Raw genomic sequence first — 21,407 nt, 5'->3', positions numbered from 1 at the left:
CTGAATAGAGGATCAATAGAGGATAAAGTTGTCATGACTATCCATGTGTGTGGATAGTTGAGTTGAGATTTCACACGAAAATGCCTGGAGCTCTGCGGAATGGCGTCATATGAGGGTACTGACCAGCGAGGTCATATTTGCCTGCTTCAGGTCGGTGCCGTCACGTTGCAGGCGTTAGATCGCAAGGACTTGCTGCTGACCCGGCCCACCGAAATGGCCGGAGGCGTTGGGCATCGCCCTGATTGTGGTGGGAGTGATCAGAGCTATTATTTCGACAACGACCTCAATAGCGAACTCCCCAACGCTGTATTCACGAATCCTGTCGGTCGCTGACAGGCGCATGGTGTGCCATCAGCTTTGCGACCCAATCGATGAACACGCGCAGTTTGAGACTGATATGTCGGTTCGGGGGAAATGCCACGTAGATGGGCATCGGATCGAGGTTCCAGTTCTCGAACAGCGGCACTAACTCTCCGCGCGCTTCGAAGGTCTTGGACATGTACTTTGGCAGCCAAAGCACACCCAGTCCGGCAAGGCCGGCCGCGAGGTAGGCATTGCCATCGTCGACTGCCAGCGCGTAGCGACCTTTGATCTGGACACTCTAAACGTGGTAGTGCAGGGCATAGGGCACGGCTTTGCCAGTGCGCGCCCAAAAGAAACCGACGATACGATGATGCGAATCTTCCAGCTCCCGCGGATGCGCGGGCATACCGACGCGTGCCAGGTAGCTGGGCGCTGCAAAAACACCCAGCTGGAGGTCGCCTACTCGTCGGGCCAGAAGCGGACCGTGACATCAGGCAGAAACCGACCGGGAGTGGAGGGGCGCTCCAGGAAAAACAAGTTTCGTCCCTTTGGCGGTCGGAGGAGGGTTTTGGCCGGCTCTATTGCGGTAGCTTGGCGATCACCTTGATCTCGAAGTCGAAGCCGGACAACCAGGTCACGCCGATAGCGGTCGCCGTCGGGTAGGGAGCGTCGCCCCAGTACTCGGCCGCAACTTCCCAGATAGTTTCGAATTTCGAGTCGGGGTCTACCATGAAGATGGTCGTGTCGACCACATCATCGAAACTACTGCCGGCCTCGGCCAGGATCGCGTTGAGATTGGTGAAGGCCAGGCGAACCTGCGCCGCGAGGTCCGGCTCGGCCGAGCCATCCTTGCGGCTGCCGACCTGACCGGATACGAACAGAAAGCCGTTGGAGCGAATCGCCGGCGAGTAGCGGTGGAGTTCGTACAGTGCATGGCGGTCAGGCGGGAAAACGACATCACGTTTGCTGGTCATTGCATAGCTCCTTCGGGGCCATCGCGGCCCGCTGTTTACGATGGAGCCACTCTAAAAAGAAGGCCGACATAGATAAACGGGCAACTCTGGTCATGACTGTTTGTAGAATCCAAACTATCCAGACCTGAGTGAGGCGTGAAATGGACCGTTTCGATGCAATGCAGGCCTTTGCCCGAGTAGTGGAAACCGGCAGTTTCACCAAGGCGGCAGCCACCCTGCACATGAGCAAGACCACCGTGACGCAGCTCGTTCAGCAACTGGAAGCGAGGCTACGCGTGCGCCTGCTCAACCGCACTACACGCAAGGTCAATGTCACCGCCGACGGCGCGGCCTACTACGAGCGCGTCGTCCGGCTACTGGTCGATATGGACGACGCCGAGACCAGCCTGTCCAGCGCATCGATGACACCGCGCGGGCGGCTGCGGGTGGATGTACCCAGTCCACTGGCGCGAATGCTGCTGATACCTGCCTTGCCGGGGTTCTTTGCACGCTACCCGGAAATCCAGCTGACCCTGGGCGTGAGCGATCGCATCGTCGACATCATTGGCGAAAACGTCGATTGCGTGTTACGTGGCGGTGAGATCACCGATCAGTTCCTCGTGGCAAGGCATGTGGGCGATTTGAAACTGGGCATCTACGCCGCGCCCGACTATCTGCAGCGCTTCGGTACGCCGGAGCATCCCCGTGAGCTGGAGGAGGGCAGGCACAGTACCGTCGGCTTCCTCTGGTTTCGTACAGGCAAAACCTTGCCCTACGCGATGCAGCGGGGTGAGGAGCGCATTGAGGCCCGAGGCCGCCCGCAGTTGACGGTCGACGACGGCAATGCGTACCTCGCCGCCGGCCTGGCTGGGCTGGGCATGCTCTGGCTACCGCAGTACATGGCCAAACCGCACCTGGTCAGCGGCGAGCTGCTGCCGCTGTTTGAGGACTGGCACATGGCGCCAATGCCGATGTATCTGGCATTCCCGCCGAATCGCCATGTCAGCGCCAAGGTGCGGGTATTTATCGACTGGGTAATGGAATTGATGGCCGAGCATGCGCCAGTGGTTGGGTGAAACAGGTGCAAAGCCATTTCAGGACTAGACACTCTAAACGTCCGTATATGGACTCCTCCTCATTGCAAGCCCCTTTGCTTTGGCTCCCGTGCCGACTGCACAAGTATATTCGGCCTCTTACTGCGGCATCGTTTTGATGCAGGGCCATGATGGGCTATTCGCGCGTCAGCTCCCAATCGCTTTTACGTGCTTTACGCACCTGGACATTAAAGGGTTTTGCCGACGCCGGTTCGACCGGTTTGCCATTGCTCGGGTTGCTTCGCAATCGTGGTGTGGGTGCTTCTCCTGGGATGAATGGGTCAGGCCGCTGCCCGATCCGGTTGGTAATCAGTACCGTTGCGCAGCATTGCCCAAGCCATGCGTGCAGTTTTGTTCGCCAAAGCAATAGCGGCCACATTGGGATGTGAGCGCTCGGCTAAACGGACGACCCACTGGCTGAGTCGATCGTCTTTGGATTTGGCGGTGCGCAGTGCCGACCGCGCACCATGGATCATCAGCGTTCGCAGATAAGCATCCCCACGTTTGCTAATGCCAAGCAGTCGATCCTTGCCGCCAGAGCTGTGTTGCTTTGGCGTCAGCCCTAGTGAGGCGGCCAGTTGTCGGCCGTTGGCAAACTGACTGGCATCACCGATGGCAGCAACCAGCGCGGTGGCAATCATCGGGCCGACGCCACGCAGCTGTTGCAAACGGACCGCCGTTGGCTCACTTGCCGCGATCGCAGATATCTCGCCATCGAGTTCGCTTACGCGCTCATCAAGTGCGTACAGGTCATTCCACAAGCCATTCAGCAGACGACGAAAGCGTGCCGTCAAACCGTTATTTGCATCTTCTAGCCAGCAAAGTATTGCGCGACGCAGCATCAGTAATTCCTTCGGCGCAATGAGGCCGTACTCGGCGACCAGCCCACGAATCTGATTGGCTTTGGCCGTCCGCTGTTCGATTAAGCCGGCCCGGATGCGATGCGTCGCCTGGATATCCTGTTGTTCGATGGTCTTGACGGCGACGAAGCGCATGCTGGGGCGGCTCATCGCCTCACAGATTGCCTCGGCATCGTTGGCGTCGTTCTTGTTGCTTTTGACGTATGGTTTGACGAACTGCGGCGCGATCAGTCTCACCCGAAATCCACGTGCCTGTAGCTGTCGCGCCCAATGGTGCGCACCGCCACAACTTTCCATGCCGATCTCACAGCCGGGCTCGATCTTATCCAGCAACGTTTGAAGCCAGCGATCGCGCGGTAGGCGCTGCCGCCAGACGGGTAGCTCATGACAATCCACGCCATGGATCTGAAACACGTTCTTGGCCAAGTCGACCCCAATTCGCATAAGCTTCATGTGTGGACTCCTTCTCACCGTTGACTGTGGTTCGCACCTTCAGTCTGGCACTCAAGATGCCGAAGTGAGGAGGAGTCCATCCCATTGCTTTTGGCCGTTCTCTGCCAGTCGCGTGAGACAGAAAGCGACCCAATCTAGATAGTCCGTGTCGAACGCAGCAAACCGTCGGGATGAATTACTCCCCGGATTGCAAGCGCTCGATAGCTTCGAGAAGCTGGCCGTCGAAGTACTCGGTTTCATCTCGTTCCTGGTCTTTCATGCGGCGCTTCGCCTCGATGAGCAGGTGTTTGGTCGCGATGTTCTGATTCAAAAAAGTAGCGACCATAAGATCATTCAAACTCTCTAGAGGTGTGTCCCATGCCTCCCTGCAACGCTGAATTAGTCCTGTAGGGGCATCCCCACTCCATGGACCTAAAATATCCGAGACTGCCAGGGTGGAGGTCATGAGCCTGCCTTTGAGAGAAATTGAAGGGCTGGTAATTTCGCACGCTCGGGAGATTGATGAATAGCGAAATAGAATGCCCGCTTCTGGCCGATTGCATCCAGTCATGAAGAGCGTGCTTTTCTAAACGCAATGCGCTTACAACTGCATCTCTGCAAGCGCCCCTGCGCAATGGTGCATCTGAAACTTGTATTGGGCCGTGAAACGGAACATTCATGTCTAGTACAAGATAAACCGAGGCTGCTATGAGTAGAGCCGATATGGTGAGCATTCCCACTACCATGGGATTTCTCGGAGCCCGGTATCCAAAACTTGCATAGATGAGTGTCATCCAGGCCACCAGCATGCCGATCAGCGGGCCTGGAATGGCGCCTTCTGATTGTTCAACGATCTTTCAGCGCTGCTCGATCAGAGAGTGATACTGCTGGCGTATGTCCACCATCATGGTCTCGTGAAAACGGTCAGCTGGTTTGATGGCGGTCAATGCTCCACCGACTGCGTCCAAATAGTGAGCGGCGAGGCTTTTTTGGTGCTGTAACGCCTGGTCGCCGCGATAGGGGCTGGCGATGGCCTCTTCGGCATAAACGATCAAATGTCCTCGGGCATTTTCTGCGGCCGTGCCATAGGCCCTGAATGATCGGTCGAGAATAATCAAACTGGTTGCATAAGCATGCACATTGGCGTCGATGGCTTCGAATGTATTTTTAGCCGAATTGATCATCAGGCCGAACACCAGCGACGTCATGACCACGAATATGTTCGCCACCAGACGAACCACGGTATTCGTGTCTTCGTCTTTATGGCGAGCTGCCAGTTTGGGGTACAGATGCATCATCAGCAGCGATGCTGATAGCAAACAGCTGAAGATGGCTACCGCTACCCAAATAGAATCCATGGGCTGCCTTCGAAGTCAACGATTTGCATGAATCTGGCGCCGAGCAATTTGTAGCTTGATGCATTGAATCCTGGCCTATCTGCCATCGAATGTTTGAATTGAACGGCTGCTATTGGCCGGCAGTAAGCGGTTGATCACAATGCCGCACCTAGAGACGGCAGATAGCATCCAAGGCCTGGCCTGACTGATCGCACGACCGCATTCATTTCGTTCAATGACACAGATGTGAACTCTCCGAATTAAAGGCTATGAGGGTTTTGTAGCGATGACTCATTGAGATGTGAACTCCAAGCTGCATACGCGTCCGAATGTAGCGTTACAGCCGCACTCCACCTTTCACCGTAAAGCTCACGAGCTGAGACCAACATCATCATTTTGTTAACAGCTGCATCCAGGTCTAAAAGCAGCTCATGAGATTTAAATCTAAAGTCGTCCGCTGTGTTCATGTCGGATCCTGTACTCAGTGGGTCTGACTCGAAGTTGAGTTGCAGTGCCCACCAAGAATCTTGACTGCGGTTTTTAATGGATAAGCCATAGCGATGGAGGGCCGTCGTATTGTCTGGCGGGACCTGGTGCGTGCCCCTGGACTCAGATAGATCAGCGACCACGCCTTTTTTATCTGCTTGAATGGATCATTAACGGAAACGTGACCACGAACTCGCTACCCTTGCCATCACCCTCGCTCAGGCCGGTAACCTCGCCACCGTGCGCCTCAACCAGCTCACGGACTACTGTCAGTCCGATGCCCAAGCCAGAGCCATTGAAGCCAACGGCATGCACGTCTTGCACATAAGGGTCGAAAATAAACGGGAGTGCTTTAGCGGAAATACCGATTCCATTGTCGGAAATCTTTATCTTCAAAACGTCGGACGCTGCAGTTACAGACAGTTCGATTCTACCGCGGGTCGGTGTGTATTTAGCCGCATTCGCCAGAAGGTTGTGGAGAATCTGTGCGAGGCGCACCGGGTCACCATTGACCATCAAGTTGCCATCGGGAAGATGGGCGTCGAAACACTGCTCCTGTGCGCTCATTAAAGGGCGACACGTATCAATGGCCTCACGTAGAACTTGAATCATGTCGACATCGCGGCGATTGAGTCGCAACTTCCCAGTGCTGGCACGGGAGACGTCGAGCAAATCGTCGACCAGCTGTGACATATGTTGCACTTGGCCTTCGATCAACTCCCGCATCCGAGGCAGCTCATCGCTTGGCATCCGTACCATACGTTCTGCAATCATACTGATCGGAGTTAATGGGTTACGCAGCTCATGGGCCACCGTCGCCAGTATGCTTTTTTGCTGACTCAGTGCGCGCTCGGCTACAGCCTGAAGGTCTTGAGCGCTGAGCGCGGCTATGACCAGCTGTGCATTAGCCTCACGCAGTTCCTGGTACAAACGTTGCTCTTCCAAGCGAGGGGCGACTATAGCGTCTGACTGCACCATGAGTTTCGCCGGCACTTGATGTTGATTGCTCTCAATCACTTGCTCGACCTGCTGGCAATTCACCAGCCGGCTGCTGGCGTCACTCAACTCTTTTTGCAGTGCTGCCAGCACGGCGCGTGCTTCAACGGTTTTCTGGCCAAGCAGGAAGAGTTCGTGAGCGGCACTGGCGATCTCACGCTCATTCTTGCCATCGACATTACTCATGAGTCGGGCTCAAGCATTTTTATCTCCTGGGTGTGATACACCTGAAATCCGCTTCGTGGGTCGGCCTCCTAGCAGACCTTCCTGGTCCGGCAGCATTTCGCCAATCTGCAAGCCGTTTCCATCGACGCGGTACAAGCGCAACTCATCGGAGTGGGCACTGGCCCGCACCTTGACGACGGCCATGATGCGCAGTAAACGGCTCTGCACTTCAATGTAGCGTTGAACGATGATGGCGTCGGTTAGGAACGCTGTGCCATAAGGGCTGAAACGCAGGTCGGTGTAGCGGTCTTCCAGCTCGGAGGTCATCAGCACACTGACCCCGGCACCGGTCAGCGCCGTCACCATGCGCGACAGCGACTCGCGGAAGTCCTCGCGGAAGGTCGGTGCCAGCGCCAGTTCGAAGCCTGACAGCGAGTCGATCACCACGCGAGTGGCTTTCAATCGGCTGATCTCGCTGAGCAGCAACTGGACGATTTCGTCGATGGACAGATCCGGCGCGCGGCTGTCCACCAAGCCGACCTGACCTCTTTGGATCAGTTGAGTGAGGGTGGCATTTTGAAAATGATTGGGCCGTTGTTCGAACACGGCGATGACGCCGGTCTCGCCATTGCGTGCGCCTTCGGCCAGGAAGGTCGCCGCCAGAATGCTTTTGCCCGAGCCAGACGGCCCGGCTACCAGCAGCGAATAACCCCGAGGCAGACCGCCGCCGAGCATGTCGTCGAGCTGCGGCACGCCCATTTTCAGGCGTTTGATCGGGAGCTCTAGCGGCGCTTCAGCCGCCTTGAGCACGGCCGGCGCAAACACCTTGATCCCCGAGGTGGCGATCCGGAAGGTGTGCAGCCCCGGCAGTGTCGGCTGGCCGCGCATCTTCATGATCTCCATCTTGCGCACCATGGAGTTGCGCTCGACGCTTTGGCGTAGCCAGATCAGGCCATCGGCCACGGTGAAAATCGGGTTGGTGTCGGTTTCGGTGAAATATTCGCCAATCAGGAAGGTCGTCGCCTGCCAAGTGGTCATCAACATGCCCAATTGCTGAACGAACTGCGGCAGGTTGTTGTTGGGATTGTCCTGGGCCTGGCTGGCCATCACTACGGAGCGGAACGAATCGACAAACACCAGCGCCGGTGAATGAGCCTCCACCTCGCTGACGATCCGCCGCAGCACTTCGTCCAGATCGCCGACTAGGGTGTCGTCAGTCAGATTGATGTAGCGGATCGACTGATTGATCGCTTCGCTGTCGAAAAAGTCGAATTGTTGCTGGTAACGCAGCATCTTCAGCGGCGGTTCGCCGAGCACGGTAAAGAACAGCGCCGGGCGTTCAGGCGTCGCCAGAGCAAACATAATCTGATGCGCCAGGGTGGTTTTGCCGCTGCCAGGTGGGCCGGCAATCAGGTTGAACGAAAACTCCGGCAATCCTCCGCCCAGCACCTCGTCCAGTCCAGGCACTCCGGTGGCTAGGCGGTTGATAGTCACTTTGGTGCTCATGGCAAATTTTCCTGCGAAGGGGTGTCGCTCAAAGAAGGTTCCCACACGCCCAGAAGCAAACGTGCGGTGAGCGAAGGCCCGATCAGCTTGGTCAGTAATTCATAAAACGTGGTCAGCAGCACTTCACCGAAAAACAGTGCATCGACTTCGCTTTGCTCGACGAGTGCGGATTTGAGGCCAATCAGATCCAGCGCGGCCTGCACACTGTCATAGCTGCCGGCCAGACGCGGATGAGTGGAGGTGCAGAGGTAGAGGCTGCGACGATAGAGCGCGACAACCCCTTGCTGGCCGATGATGGGTGAGAGGGCTGCGTCCATATCCTGCAAGGTGGAAACGATCGCCTGGGCGATTCTTGCAGTGTTAGCGTTGGGACCAACCCGGTGCACCAGAAAAGCTACTATCTGGCGGCCCTCTTCGCTTTCCCTAGACATGGCTCACTAATTTTTGATGGGCACCTATCGATGGTACACCCTATAGCCTGTGATCGAGTTTTCATTTGGACGAAGAGCTGATGATGTCCGAGTATCCCTCTTAAGCACCTAGTTTGGTGATTTGGATACCAACCGACCAAATGCCAAGCAATATCCAGAACGTTGCAAAGATCCAAGGTGTGCGCACCGAAAACAGCAACGCCTTTCGATATCCCTTTTTCGTGGACTCTCGTTCACAAAATAAAGGCGATTCGTCATAAGCCAATCCCATTATAGGCTCGCTATGCAATAGCTCACTCTGCTTGAAATGCCAGTGGCCGATAATGTCGTATGCCGCACGAATACCGGGCCAAGCATTCAACGAACTTAGTACTCCCAGCAGCGTAAGAAACGGTGGTACTACCAGCGTGAACAACTTGCCCCATTCGGGGTTGAGATTGCCCATAGAAGAGGCAAATGCGATGACCAAAAAAGACTGGGATGCCAAGAAGGCGTCAGTTCGATGAGCCAAGATGCTGGTTTCGTACTGAATCTCTCTTCGGTAAAAATCCAAGCGCTCCTTTGGCGACCCGAACATCCTGGCATTGCGCTCGTTTAGTGCGGTATCACTTATCTGGGAAGTCAGAATTCTCGGCACGGTGGGTTCATCCTTATCAAACATGTGAAGCCGGCTTACCACCCATCCCAACCTGCGAATTGAACTGGCCATCTCCCACGTTAGCATTGGTACTCACTAACATCTGTGTTAGCCGGACGTTTATCCGCATTCCTCCGTAACGCCAACAAAAATGGCCTCTCGGCCGTTTTGTACTCAAACTAATCTCACTTGGAAAGCCAGAACTCTACGGTGTTGGAGCCATATGTCGCTTTCCACTCTTTCAATCTATTTTTGTTACCGCCTTTGGTTTCGATAACATCGCCGCCGGCAAGTGGATTTTTGTAGACTTTTACCCGCGAGGCTTGCTCAGCATGTCGCAGATGACAACTGTCGCCACTTCGTACTCATGATGTATTTCTAACGTTTTTGCTAAAAACATTCCTTGCCGACTCATAGGACTCTCCTGCATCAGACAAAAAGCGTTGATCGAGATTGTCAATCTGAGCTAGTGAGCCCGTCCTTTTCAGAACCTGCAATTTAAATCTTTGTGTTAGGTGTATTCATAAAGGCATCCCAGCTTTCATAGGCTGCGTGCTGCGTGCTGCCTGTTAATGGCAAAATCCCAGTCGGGGCCTGAGACGCATTTGGATGTCACCAGCGTCATCATTTCCATCGTAGCGGCGTCGAGCTCTATCAGGAGCTCTTGGGATTTCATCCTAAAATCTTCGATTGATGCCATTAGCTTTGCCTCGGCGCGGAGGTCACCGCCATTGAGAAACAACTGCTCCTCAAGCGGTGGAGTACGAACACGCCAAATAATTCATACCATCTGATCGCTGGTTCGTTTAGCCCCGAACCTTCTCCGTCAAAGTCAGCCGCTATAGCGGGACGGAAAAGTCGTGCATGAAATATGGGAGCGGCCCGACCTTTGTCTCCGCGTTTGAAAGCGACGCGGATCAGTCGATGTCGCCGACAATGTGCAGAGCGCGCTGGACGCCATCGACAGAAACGAAAAGTTCATCAAGCTGACGCTCGCGGTATTGATGTCCCTCGGGCGTTACGGCTCTCGGCAAAAAGCAGCATTCAAATTACCCCGGGACGCGGGGGGCGGAGACTGCCGAGGCCGTTTCAAATATTCTTCGGTCACGCTTTTCCCCGCCAACACGGAAACGATCTCCCCGACGCGAAGCATAAACACCCGGGTCGCCATCTGGATGGCTGTCACTGTGTTCTATTCGAATAGCGGGATTGGCGTATTACGCGATCGGATCTATCGAAGGGTATCTAGGTACAGTCTCGTTCATTTTCGGTTAAAGCCCCATTGTCGGCTCATCCCAAATCAAAAACTTCGGACAGGACATCATCGCCCTGGTAATGGACAGCATTTTGTTGCTCGCCGCCAGACATGGCGCCAGCCTGCTGCTTGCGTCTTTCCTTCAGTATCGGAACAGCTGGCAAATATCCTCGATATCTTCAGCAATGGCTTTACGACCTATATCTTGTTAACCCACGAGATGCCATCAATTAGCAGTCATCAATATCAACTATACAGTTTCTACCCCTGGATTTTGCTTGATAGAGCGCGCTATCTGCTGAGACTAACAACTGTTTTAGAGTGGATCGCGATTGACTCATTGAGGCGCACCCAATACTGACTGTGATTTTGATTTTCTCATCACCCGCATCGACACTAGATGCTTCAATGCTGCTCCTTATTCGTTCAGCAATCACTGAAGCCTCGATGCTATTGCTCTTAGGCAACATAACGACAAATTCTTCGCCTCCAAACCTAGCTATAGTATCTCCGGGACGAACAACTCCCTCGGCAATTTTAACTATAGACTTAAGAACTTCGTCGCCAATGGGATGCCCCCAGCTATCATTAACCTGCTTGAAGTGATCGGCGTCTACCATGATTATCGATATTGAGTGCTCGTATCGGCTTGCTCGAGCCAACTCTTTCTCTGCCAAGTTGAAAAAGTGAGCGCGATTAACTGCGCCTGTGAGGTGGTCTTTAGTGAGCAAATTGGCCAGATTATCACTCGACACCTTTCGCTCAGTGATATCTCGAAACACAACGGTATAACCAGAAAACTCATCACTTTCGTCGCGCAAAACGGCGATCATTGTTTGAGCAAAAAAATTGCGTCCTGATTTGTGCTGGCAAAGATAGTCTCGTGAATGCCAACCTTCTTCACGTGCGAATGTGAGTTGCTCCTTCAAAACATCAACTTCCAAAGCGGACAAACTATAGAAGCGGCCCAACGTCTCACCAATAGCCTCGGATTCCGTGTATCCTGTTAAACGCTCTGCCGAAGGACTCCAGCTATTAATTACTCCCTGTTTAGTCAAGCCTAGGACTGCGAAATCGTTAACAATCGTATAGATGGCGTCCAGCCATGAGTCTGTCTGCTTTAGTCTCCTTTCAGTTGCAACCTGGCAAGAAATATCAGTCAGAACTGTTATCAGAACCTCGTCGTTGACCTTCACAATTGTACATGCGAGAACCATACCTCCGTCGGCTGCGGACGACACGTGGACTCTATGATTTTCGCATATTGATCCGCATGACTCTCTAAAACTCGTTACAAGGTTACGTAACTCAGGCGCCACGGAAGCAAGTGTTTCAAACAGATTTTCAAGGCCAATATACTTAACCAATGGCATCAACAATTGTGTTGCCTTGGGATTAAGCATATCAATTTTTCCGCTGGGGTCGGTTCTGACCAGTCCTACTGGCGATAGATACATGAATGAAATTAATGCTTCGTAATCTGACTCGATTGAGTCATTGGCCAGCTCTATGCTACTCATTTTTTATGCCCATTCAACCAGTAGGAAACGGGTATTATTATCAATTTTTTTAAGCAGTCTTAATCTTACTGGGATGGGCCGCATTCTAAGTGCTAGAACGTAAGAAATGATTACGTCCAACTCAGGTTCGTTCTCAAATCTTTGAGCGACCATTGCGTTATTCAAGCAGGGCGCAATTTCCAAAAATAAATTCTTACCTAAAACACGCGCCTGTCGCAAGGCCGCACTTGTAGCTTCAAAAGTATTGTAGATTACCACTTCTGAAGCGTCGTCAAAGCCAATTATGCCGAAGTCCAGAGTATCTAGCTGATCAGGCGCGGCCAACAATGCTTGTATCGATGTTTCTTCGAACGTAAGATTCATTTTCCTACTCACTCGCAAAGTACAATATTAATTTGTAAAGGCCCGGTCGGGCAGTATTCACCTTGCCATATCGTAATAACTATTCTCCCCTTTTAGCATTCAATTATGAAGTACGGATGGATCCGGCTGGTACGTACTCTCAACAGCAAGGAGTCATTCACGGTATTCGGCCCTACCCATTAGGTCTTTGCAAGTTTACCCGCTGGTACAGTAAATACTCTGGTCAAACCAGAGCACAAAGCGGACTTGACAAAGATCCTCAAAGAGCATCGGCTTCATCACGTCTGTGTAATCTACGCTTTTTTTTGCCATGTATTAGGAGCGACCAGAGCCATTGCTTGAAATGCAGGCTTGGCGAACCAATACCCCTGCATCAGATAAACTCCGCATTCGGTTAGAAAATCCCGCTCCTCGGAATGTTCGTCAATATTGCTTTTGCAACCTTGGCAACCCTTTGACGAAGTCAATGCGCTTGGAAAAACGGTCATGTCGCGCTCCAAAAATTAGTTACCTTTTGATAGCTATTCTAATTAAGGTCTAGGCATCGGAACAAACGATAAATCGCGGAAGCATTTATAAAGCCTCGACTGGGCACTTTTACTATAGCAGTCTATTCTTATATTGCTTCTCACCGACTGATAAATTCACGATTTGTCAGCCTTAAAAATAACACCACCAGGTCAATAAACGTTTATTAGTTATATACTTAACCTTGTTTCACACAGCTGGATTTTATTTTGTAGCGAGGGTTGCCCGCCGCTAATTGCGAGGCTGCGCGGCGAAAAATTCCTTCAGACGTGAGGGGCTTGGGGCAACACTACAATATATTTAGTACGATCAACACCAACTATAGCTGGTTTAAAATATAGATCAGAGCCCCTGCCTTTATTATCATGATGAACTTATAGTTAAGCAAATAAAATTTTATAATCTTGTCTACAACCTAGCTAATCATCCCAGGACAGCCGCGATGATTTGTGCGTAACTACCCGGCACTTGGCCGAAGTCTCTTGCTATTTCTGAATCTCTTTAAAAGAACTGGACTATTTTTTGTAGCAATGATTCTTGTTTCTCCTGTCTTGACTCATTTATCTCGGCAGAGATATTTAGTGGTACTTTGATATCGCGACAGCCAAGAAAATGTAAGAAGTACATGATAAGAAAATTTCTTTATATTTGTAGGAGATCAAAAATAAAAGCGAAATAACATATAACTCTATGATTTTTATAGTTTTTAGACGCGAAAGACTTTATTAAAAAAAGCCACAATCAATTATAATTTCTTTTGAAATAATGGATCCAATAGTCTTAAATGCTTTCAAAGCTTGCTAACTAAATTAGCGACGATTGGATCTAAAAAAACCAGCCGACTAATACTTCTATCGAACTATGAACGCTCCTGGCACACATGAAACTCTAAGTTGGAAAGCCTCCGCTCAGTGATCGATAAGACCTATTCATTCTAAGACGCCCACAAGGCAATCGAGCACTTGGCCCGCGGCGCCTTCGATAAAGTGGTTATCAACGTTTCCTAACCCTTTGGATCAAGTGATATGGCAGTGACGCGGTATGTCGCCTCAGCACTTCACTCAGGTGGACAGACCGGTTGAATCCACAGTTGATAGCGGCCTGTCGTGAAGGGCAGTTACCGGCCGATCGCAGTCTGTCGGCAAGAGCAACTTCTGCCCCGAAACATCCATCAGCTTTGCCACCGGACCTGCCGAGTCTCCGACCGAACCACCATCCATATGCCGACCCCGGACATCGCCATGCCTGACACCATCAGCCAAGACAACGGTTCGTTGAACATGGCCCAGGCCCAAAGCATCGTGACGGGTGGGCTCAGGTACAAGACGCTGGCCACACGTGTGGCTGTAGCCCGGCGCAGGCAGACCCAATAAAGCCCATAGCCGCCTAATGTAGACAATCCCACGGTCCACAGTACGCTCAGCGCAAACCCCGTGCTGGGTATCGGCGCCAGGCTGCCTTGCGTGCCCTCGATCAGGGCGAATGCAAAACTCGACACGCAGCATTGCAGCCACAGGTTGGGCAGTAGGTCCAGTGATTCAGAGGTATGAAGATGCTTCTGCCAGAGTGTCGCGACGGCGAGTGAAAGGGTGCCGAGCACCGGCAGGCCATACGCCCAGAGGGGCGCGTTACCCCAAGCCAGCGCGCCAAGCGTCACCACCACAACGCCAACCAGGCCGATGCCCAGCCCTGTCCAGACCTGCCAGGCCAGTTTTTGCCCGAGCACGCCAGCGGCCAGCAAGGCGACGGCCATCGGCAGCAGGTTGGCGAACACCGCGGCAAGGCCCGCCGGTACGCCCAAGGCGATGCCTTGAATGACGCCGGCCAGAAAGCCGGCCATGGCCAGAAGACCGATGCCGGCGTTTTTCAGCAATACGGCAGGGGAGGTTTGCCGCAATTGCCTGGCGACGAAAGGAAACAGGATCAGCGTGACCACGACGCAGCGCCAAAACACCACCAACAAGGCGGGCGCATAATCCATCGAGAATCGCGCGCCGACGAATCCGGAACTCCAGGTCAGAATCAATGCCGCCTCGAGCAGCGGCAGCGGCAGCGGCAGCGGCATCTTCTGGCGCCAGTGGGAGGTGACTTGCTGCTGACAGGAGATCGGTGTGGGCTGGTTCATTGCCACAGGCTACGAAATCGGCATAATCTAATAAATCAAAATAATGTGCAGAAGTCATTCACGATGATTAAATCATGACGGCGATACTCGATATCGAGCTGGTACGTACATTTCATGCGGTGGCGCGGATTGGCAAGTTCAGTGCGGCGGCCGAGCAGCTCCATAAAAGCCCGGCGGCGGTGAGCGTGCATATCCAGCGGCTTGAGGCAGTCGCCGGGGGGCGCTTGCTGAATCGCGATAATCAGTCTGTGTCCCTGACCGCACTGGGCAAGCGTTTGCTTTTGTCGACGACAGAACTGCTGAGCACCCATGACCGGGTGCTGGCCGACCTGCATGGAAGCCATCTGGCAGGACGCATTACCCTGGGTGTACCCGACGAATACGCCGCCCATGTCATCCGCGACATCCTGCCGACCTTCGCTGCTGCCTGGCCCAACGTGGTGCTGGAGTTGAAGACAGCCCCTAGTGATTCGCTGCGTGACCAGGTCCAGCGTGGAAAGCTTCAGGCCGCGGTAATTGCCCAAGCCAAGGGGCAACTGACTGCGCAGGCGCAGTTTCTCGTCGCCACCACACCGGTCTGGGTGGGACCGGCAAACAAGTCGCTGGCCTCGATGGATCCGCTGCCGCTGGCCGTGCATGCGGCGCAATGCCCTTATCGGCAAGCCATGGTGGCGTCACTCAAACAAAGCGGCCGCCGGTTGCGCGTGGTGCTGGACAGCCCGTCCAACCAGGCCGTCAGCGCCTGCGTAGAGGCCGGGTTGGCGATCAGTCTGATAGACCGCGCCCGGGTGACGGAAAACATGCAGATTCTCGACGATTTGCCCGTCATACCAGAGCATGAGGTCGTATTTATCCGATCGCCATCGTCAGATGCGGATGAAGCGGTGGATTTGCTCTCCCAAGCCATGCAGCAGCACTTTCGGCTCTAGTCGGTGAGCACGCGAATCCGGCTGGATCAATCGCCTCTTGCTGAATGGCATTGCAAGCAAAGCTGCACTACCGTGTAGTTGTAAGCCCTCGTGCCGCAGTCCTATTCTGGTTGAGAGGTGGGTTTCATGAACAACATCATCTACATCGTCGGGTTAGTGGTAGTCGTCGTGGTTATCCTGTCGTTCCTCGGCTTTGCATAGGTTTCAATGCCTGCACTCTGCCAACACCACTTGGCAGGTATTCGGTGTGCCACCGGATCGACCGGCATAGCGGATGCAATTATCCAAGGATTTTTTGCGCGCCATGCTTAAGGTGGAGCCCCAGGCCAGGCCGCCCTCGCCGGCGGAGGGGAGCGCTTTGGCATAGCAGGCCGAGCCGACGCTTGCGGCCGAATAACGAGCTGTAGCGGCTTTACCTGCGCATCCTGCGATCAGTGCCAGGCTGATGGCGAGCAAGGAGGGTATGACCCATGACGAGCATGGGCGCGCTGTTTCAACGGTCATCCCGTTTCCCCTGTATCAAGAGGCTGGAGGCGTGTTTTTGCGGTCGTGCTCCATTCAGATTAGACCGTGTTGGGCCTGACCTTGTACTAGCAGCGAGTTTCAGGGAATAACCCGGGATCGCTCGTTAACGCCGCAGCTTTTGCTTGAGTTCGGCCTCACTCCAGACCCCGCTGAGCGGGCCGCCCGGCAAACCCTCATTGGCGCGCGCCCGCGGGAAAAGCACCGGTACAAATCCGGCATCACGCACGAACCGGACACCGAGATCCAGCGCCTTGCGCCCGACATCATCGATTACTCGGAATAATCATCCGAAACGCCTAGTTGGTCAGTGAAACGGCTATATCAAGCGCGTTAATGGGCACGTAGATCAACGTTATTATCGAATACGCTTTTCGCGATTTGGCACTGAACGCGCAGACAGGAAGAATAATCATCAGGACATCCAGGGCGCCCCAAAGCGCTACCGGCGATACCTGAAAGAAAAGGACATTCACGCAGAGCCCGAGAACAAGAAAAGTCGACAGGGATAGAAGTGCGTAGCGGCCGTCCTGTTCGAAGTAAATGCGAAGCCCGTTTTGCTCGTCCTCACTTCGACTGGGAAGCAATAACGCGGAAGAGACGAAAAGCGATAGCGCTAACAGAACGAGCAGTAGAAATTCCGCAAACGAAAAGGTCACTTTTATCGAAGGCAGTGCGTTGACGGCCCACCAGAATTCCAGCTGTGTCGTAAAAAGCATGATGGCCCAGACCAGCGCGACCCAATCAGGCGAAGCGGCACGGCGGATGCGGAATACCGTCAACACACCCAGGAGAAGGCGAGTGACGGAGAGCCCCAATATCATCGAGAGTACCGTGGCAACGATTGGGAAGTTGCTCATGAAACCTCCTGGTAGCTTACGGTTCCGACAGACAGTCCTCAGGGAGAAGGCAACTACCGACTGTGCGCAACCGCCGCCAATTGTTCGGTGTCCACGCGAACAAAAACGGAGTCGCCAACCGCCGTGAGCACGTCCCCGGCATAGACCTCGCAGATCACACGGGTTTTGCGCCCGACATCGCCTTCCACTTTTGCACGCAAGGTCAGTGGTACACCCATCGGGGTCGGCTTGATGAACTTGATGCCCAGGTTGCCGGTGACGCAATTGATTCGGGGCAGGCTGGCAACTTCGCGGTTTTCCGCACGGTAGTGATAAGCCATCGCCGCCCAGTTTGAATGGCAGTCCACCAGCATCGCGATCAACCCGCCGTACACCAGCTCCGGCCAGCCGCAATACATGGGATCAGGCAAGTGCTCGGCGATCACATGCACGCCGTCCTCGTCCCAGAAACTCTTGATGTGAAGCCCGTGCGGATTGCTGCTGCCGCAGCCATAACAAACGCCTTCAGGTGCGGCGGTGTCTTGCAGGGAGGTGTCGAGACTGGACACAACGGGGGTTCCTCAAACTGTGGACCAAAACTGCCGGATTTTAACGCTGCAATCGGAGCGCGGTCACTTGGGTAATCCGTCAGCGTTCCCTGACAACCGCCGTGCTGTTACGCAAGGTCAACTTGAACGGCAACACCACATGCCGTTGTGTGATCGGTTTCTTCTCGATCAGCGCGATCAACATCTCGACGGCTTTCTGGCCGAACGTTTCGGCGGGTTGCGAGATGGTTGTCAGCGGTGGATCGCAGTACGCCGCGAACGGGATGTCATCGAAGCCCACCAATGAAATGTCCTCCGGGACGCGCAAGCCCTGTTGCTTGATGCGTTTCAACGCACCGATGGCCATTTCATCGTTTTCGCAAAACAACGCCGTGGGACGGTCGTGCAATTCCAGCATCGCGGCGGCGCCGTCATGACCGGCCTTCAGACTGAAATCGCCATGGCAGATCAACGCCTCATCCGACGTGATACCGGCCTGTTGCAAGGCGTCCTGATAACCGGCCACGCGATCGCGGGTCAACGGACTGCTTTTCGGGCCTTTGATCAGGCCGATCCGGCGGTGTCCCAACTCGATCAAATGTTCGGTCATGGCCTTGGCGGCCGCGCGGTTGTCGAGGCTGATGGTGGCATGACGACCGCCCTGAATCACTTCGCAGGCATTGACGATCGGCGGTAAGTCGGCGCTGGGGAAGGGCGCTTCAAAAGGGTCATAGGCGCGCAACTGGATCACTCCATCGGCCTGATGGGCGTAGACCAATTCGGCAAATTCCCGTTCCACTTCCTCGCGGCCCTGGGTGTCGCACAGCAACAGCCGATACCCGGCGAGCTGGGCGGCCTGTTGCGCGCCGCTGATGACCTTGGCGAAAAAAGTGTTGGCGATGGTCGGCACCAGAATCACCAGGTTGCCGGTTCTGCGCGAGCGGAATTGCACCGCCATCTGGTTCGGTCGATAACCGGCTTTTTCCACGGCGGCATTGACCTTGTCGCGCGTGTCGGGGAGCACGCGTTCAGGCGACTTCAGCGTTCGGGACACCGTGGCGACGGAGACGCCGGCCAGCCTGGCTACTTCGCGGATATTGGACAAGACCACCTCGTTATCGAACTGTGCAGCGGCGAGCTTAGCGCAGGTCAGCGCCACCCCGAAATTTTCCTGGCGATTCATTTCGGGTTTGACACCTCATAAAACAGGGCCTAAATTTCCGTCACGATGTAACCGGTTACATCCGCTTTCGGATGCATTCCTGAAAAGCCGCCGGAAACCGCCTCAAACAGAGAAGCGTTGCGATGAGTGTTGCAGTGAAAAAAATAAGAATGGGCTTTGTCGGTGGCGGGGAGGGCGCCTTCATCGGTCAGGCCCACCGTCAGGCCGCCGGGCTCGATGGCCGTTTTGAATTGGTGTGTGGCGCGTTCAGTCGCGACGCCCACAACAATCAGGGCACCGGCGCCGCGTTGGGATTGTGCGCTTCGCGTTGCTACAGCGATTGGCGGCAGATGCTGGAGGCCGAGCGCGCACTGCCGGCCGATCAGCGCATGGAACTGCTGATCATTGTCACCCCCAATCACCTGCACGCGCCGATTGCCAGCCAGGCGCTGAGTGCGGGGTTTCATGTGTTCAGTGAAAAACCGGCGGCGTGGAATCTGGCCGAGTTGCTGCCGCTCAAGGCTGTGCTTGAACGCAGCGATCGCCTCTATGGCCTGGCCCACACGTACCTGGGTTATCCGATGGTCTGGCAGGCGCGGCAGATGGTTCGCGACGGCGTGATCGGCACTGTGCGCAAGGTGATTGTCGAGTACCCCCAGGGTTGGCTGAGCGAGGATGTGGCGGGACAGGGCAACAAGCAGGCCGGCTGGCGCGACCTGCCTGAGCAGTCCGGGTTGGGCGGCTGCATCGGCGATATCGGCACCCATGCCTTTTCATTGGCCGAGTTCGTGGCGGACCAACCCATCCACCACCTGTGCGCGATGTTGAATACCCATGTTGCCAGCCGGCAACTGGACGACGACGCCGCGATGCTGTTCAAGATGGCCGACGGCGCGAGTGGTGTGTTGATTGCCAGCCAGGTCTGCGCGGGTGAAGAGAACCCGTTGAAGATCCGTGTCTACGGCGACAAGGGCGGCTTGGAATGGCGCCAGGAAGAGCCGTCGAGTCTGATCCATCGTTCCCTGGATCAACCGATGCGCGTGCTGCGTTCCGGTGTCGGCCAACCCTGGTTGTGCGACGCCGCGACTCGGCGCATGCGTCTGCCGGCCGGACATCCCGAAGGCTATCTGGAAGCCATGGCCAACCTCTACGGCGATTTCGCCAACGCGATCCGCAGCAACGTCGGCGGCAACGCGGCCCCTGGCGTACCCGGCATCGACGTCGGGCTGCGCGGCATGGCCTTCATCGAAACCGTGATTGCCAGTCACCGTGGCGACACGAAATGGACCGAGCTGGTCTGCCCTCAATGAACCCGGAGCATTCCCCCGTGAACCCTACTTCTCAAGCAGGCCTGCGCGGCCCGGGGATTTTCCTCGCGCAGTTCATGTCCGCCGAAGCGCCCTTCGACACCCTGGCCAATATTGCCGAGTGGGCGGCGTCCCAGGGCTACAAGGCTATTCAGTTGCCGACCTTGGGCACGCAATACATCGACCTGGCCCGCGCCGCCGAAAGCCAGGAATACTGCGACGAATTGAAGGCTGTCTGCGCTAAAGCGGGCGTCGAGATCAGCGAGTTGTCAACGCACCTGCAAGGTCAACTGGTGGCGGTGCATCCGGCGTTCGACGCCCTGTTCGATGACTTTGCCCCTACGGACCTGCGCGGCCAGCCGCAGGCGCGTACCGAATGGGCCATCGAGCAGTTGAAGCTCTCAGCCCGGGCCAGCCAGCGTCTGGGGTTGAAGGCTCACGCCACCTTTTCCGGTGCGCTGCTGTGGCCGTATGTCTACCCCTGGCCGCAACGCCCAAGCGGGTTGGTCGAACAGGGCTTTGCCGAACTGGCGAAACGCTGGTTGCCGATTCTTGATTGCTTCGAGGAGGCCGGTGTCGACCTGTGCTACGAAATCCACCCCGGTGAGGACCTGCACGACGGCGCCTCGTTCGAGCGTTTTCTGGAGGCGGTGGATCACCATCCACGCGCCGCGATTTTGTATGACCCCAGCCATCTGCTGCTCCAGCAAATGGACTACCTGGGTTTCATTGATCGCTACCACGCGCGTATCCGCATGTTCCACGTCAAAGACGCCGAGTTCCGGCCCGATGCGCGCTCGGGCGTCTACGGCGGTTACCAGGGCTGGGTCGAGCGGCCGGGACGTTTCCGTTCCCTGGGCGATGGCCAGATCGACTTCAAATCCATCTTCAGCAAACTGACCCAATACGACTTCAGCGGTTGGGCCGTGCTTGAGTGGGAGTGTTGCCTCAAGGACTCCGCCCAGGGTGCCGCAGAAGGGGCGGCGTTCATCGCGCAGCACATGATCACCAAGACGCAGAAGGCCTTCGACGATTTCGCCAGCGTGCAGTCGGATGAAGGTTTCAATCGACGATTGCTGGGGTTGCCCGAGGCCTGATCACGACGTTTT

General features: G+C 55.0%; 18 protein-coding genes and 5 pseudogenes. 5 read left to right on the top strand and 18 right to left on the bottom strand.

What is annotated here, in order from left to right:
• Nucleotides 1-310: 310 nt before the first annotated feature.
• Nucleotides 311-781: pseudogene (locus tag ACA075_RS18575) on the bottom strand (LysR substrate-binding domain-containing protein); the annotation flags it as partial.
• Between the two features lie 100 nt (nucleotides 782-881).
• Nucleotides 882-1,277 (bottom strand): RidA family protein, encoded by a 396-nt coding sequence (locus tag ACA075_RS18570; RefSeq protein ID WP_497294479.1) that lies wholly within the window; start codon nucleotides 1,275-1,277, stop codon nucleotides 882-884.
• Between the two features lie 140 nt (nucleotides 1,278-1,417).
• Between ACA075_RS18570 and ACA075_RS18565 the strand changes: the two genes are divergently transcribed.
• A complete protein-coding gene (locus ACA075_RS18565; RefSeq protein ID WP_497294477.1) occupies nucleotides 1,418-2,332 on the top strand; it encodes a LysR family transcriptional regulator in 915 nt (304 codons plus the stop codon).
• A 299-nt stretch (nucleotides 2,333-2,631) separates the two neighbouring features.
• Here ACA075_RS18565 and ACA075_RS18560 read toward each other — a convergent pair whose 3' ends face one another.
• The 10 genes and pseudogenes from ACA075_RS18560 to ACA075_RS18515 form a co-directional block, all read right to left on the bottom strand.
• Nucleotides 2,632-3,663: an IS110 family RNA-guided transposase gene (locus tag ACA075_RS18560; protein WP_497294475.1), complete on the bottom strand. Its 1,032-nt coding sequence runs from the start codon at nucleotides 3,661-3,663 to the stop codon at nucleotides 2,632-2,634.
• A gap of 175 nt (nucleotides 3,664-3,838) precedes the next feature.
• The gene (locus tag ACA075_RS18555) at nucleotides 3,839-4,108 is read right to left on the bottom strand and encodes a hypothetical protein (protein ID WP_007985568.1); all 270 of its coding nucleotides are present in this window, start codon (nucleotides 4,106-4,108) and stop codon (nucleotides 3,839-3,841) included.
• Nucleotides 3,993-4,937 (bottom strand): annotated as a pseudogene (locus ACA075_RS18550) (bestrophin-like domain). The gene ACA075_RS18555 and the pseudogene ACA075_RS18550 overlap by 116 nt, the downstream one beginning before the upstream one ends.
• A gap of 678 nt (nucleotides 4,938-5,615) precedes the next feature.
• On the bottom strand, nucleotides 5,616-6,647 hold the full coding sequence (locus ACA075_RS18545) for a sensor histidine kinase (protein ID WP_497294473.1): 1,032 nt from the start codon (nucleotides 6,645-6,647) through the stop codon (nucleotides 5,616-5,618).
• 9 nt (nucleotides 6,648-6,656) lie between these two features.
• Nucleotides 6,657-8,132, bottom strand: coding sequence for an ATPase domain-containing protein (locus ACA075_RS18540; protein ID WP_497294471.1), 1,476 nt, complete (start codon nucleotides 8,130-8,132; stop codon nucleotides 6,657-6,659).
• A complete protein-coding gene (locus tag ACA075_RS18535; protein ID WP_497294469.1) occupies nucleotides 8,129-8,563 on the bottom strand; it encodes a hypothetical protein in 435 nt (144 codons plus the stop codon). The genes ACA075_RS18540 and ACA075_RS18535 overlap by 4 nt, the downstream gene beginning before the upstream one ends.
• A gap of 100 nt (nucleotides 8,564-8,663) precedes the next feature.
• Nucleotides 8,664-9,200, bottom strand: coding sequence for a hypothetical protein (locus ACA075_RS18530; RefSeq protein WP_497299293.1), 537 nt, complete (start codon nucleotides 9,198-9,200; stop codon nucleotides 8,664-8,666).
• A gap of 185 nt (nucleotides 9,201-9,385) precedes the next feature.
• Nucleotides 9,386-9,523, bottom strand: a pseudogene (locus ACA075_RS18525) (transcriptional regulator); the annotation flags it as partial.
• Between the two features lie 1,162 nt (nucleotides 9,524-10,685).
• Entirely contained in the window at nucleotides 10,686-11,975 is a 1,290-nt protein-coding gene (locus tag ACA075_RS18520; protein ID WP_497294468.1) for a sensor domain-containing diguanylate cyclase, read from the bottom strand.
• A gap of 3 nt (nucleotides 11,976-11,978) precedes the next feature.
• Nucleotides 11,979-12,338 (bottom strand): hypothetical protein, encoded by a 360-nt coding sequence (locus tag ACA075_RS18515; protein ID WP_497294466.1) that lies wholly within the window; start codon nucleotides 12,336-12,338, stop codon nucleotides 11,979-11,981.
• A 126-nt stretch (nucleotides 12,339-12,464) separates the two neighbouring features.
• On the opposite strand from ACA075_RS18515, the pseudogene ACA075_RS18510 reads away from it, so the two are divergent.
• Nucleotides 12,465-12,608, top strand: a pseudogene (locus tag ACA075_RS18510) (fasciclin domain-containing protein); the annotation flags it as partial.
• Nucleotides 12,609-12,631: 23 nt separating this feature from the next.
• Here ACA075_RS18510 and ACA075_RS18505 read toward each other — a convergent pair.
• Together ACA075_RS18505 and ACA075_RS18500 are read right to left on the bottom strand one after the other, a co-directional pair.
• Nucleotides 12,632-12,760: pseudogene (locus tag ACA075_RS18505) on the bottom strand (EAL domain-containing protein); the annotation flags it as partial.
• Nucleotides 12,761-14,037: 1,277 nt separating this feature from the next.
• Nucleotides 14,038-14,931: a DMT family transporter gene (locus tag ACA075_RS18500; protein ID WP_497299292.1), complete on the bottom strand. Its 894-nt coding sequence runs from the start codon at nucleotides 14,929-14,931 to the stop codon at nucleotides 14,038-14,040.
• A gap of 134 nt (nucleotides 14,932-15,065) precedes the next feature.
• Here ACA075_RS18500 and ACA075_RS18495 point away from each other — a divergent pair, with 134 nt between their 5' ends.
• Nucleotides 15,066-15,920, top strand: coding sequence for a LysR family transcriptional regulator (locus ACA075_RS18495; RefSeq protein ID WP_497294464.1), 855 nt, complete (start codon nucleotides 15,066-15,068; stop codon nucleotides 15,918-15,920).
• A gap of 204 nt (nucleotides 15,921-16,124) precedes the next feature.
• Here ACA075_RS18495 and ACA075_RS18490 read toward each other — a convergent pair whose 3' ends face one another.
• From ACA075_RS18490 to ACA075_RS18475, 4 genes are all read right to left on the bottom strand, one after another.
• Entirely contained in the window at nucleotides 16,125-16,424 is a 300-nt protein-coding gene (locus tag ACA075_RS18490) for a hypothetical protein (RefSeq protein ID WP_497294462.1), read from the bottom strand.
• Between the two features lie 317 nt (nucleotides 16,425-16,741).
• Nucleotides 16,742-17,302: a hypothetical protein gene (locus ACA075_RS18485; protein WP_497294460.1), complete on the bottom strand. Its 561-nt coding sequence runs from the start codon at nucleotides 17,300-17,302 to the stop codon at nucleotides 16,742-16,744.
• Between the two features lie 53 nt (nucleotides 17,303-17,355).
• Nucleotides 17,356-17,850, bottom strand: a complete 495-nt coding sequence (locus tag ACA075_RS18480; RefSeq protein ID WP_497294458.1) for a PaaI family thioesterase — start codon at nucleotides 17,848-17,850, stop codon at nucleotides 17,356-17,358.
• 79 nt (nucleotides 17,851-17,929) lie between these two features.
• Nucleotides 17,930-18,934 (bottom strand): LacI family DNA-binding transcriptional regulator, encoded by a 1,005-nt coding sequence (locus tag ACA075_RS18475; protein WP_497299291.1) that lies wholly within the window; start codon nucleotides 18,932-18,934, stop codon nucleotides 17,930-17,932.
• A 227-nt stretch (nucleotides 18,935-19,161) separates the two neighbouring features.
• Between ACA075_RS18475 and ACA075_RS18470 the strand changes: the two genes are divergently transcribed.
• Nucleotides 19,162-20,301: a Gfo/Idh/MocA family protein gene (locus tag ACA075_RS18470; protein ID WP_497299290.1), complete on the top strand. Its 1,140-nt coding sequence runs from the start codon at nucleotides 19,162-19,164 to the stop codon at nucleotides 20,299-20,301.
• Nucleotides 20,298-21,395, top strand: a complete 1,098-nt coding sequence (locus ACA075_RS18465; RefSeq protein ID WP_497299289.1) for a sugar phosphate isomerase/epimerase family protein — start codon at nucleotides 20,298-20,300, stop codon at nucleotides 21,393-21,395. The genes ACA075_RS18470 and ACA075_RS18465 overlap by 4 nt, the downstream gene beginning before the upstream one ends.
• Nucleotides 21,396-21,407 lie beyond the last annotated feature (12 nt).

The organism is Pseudomonas sp. LBUM1663 (genome assembly GCF_059695905.1).
This window is presented reverse-complemented; position numbering and strand designations above follow the sequence as displayed.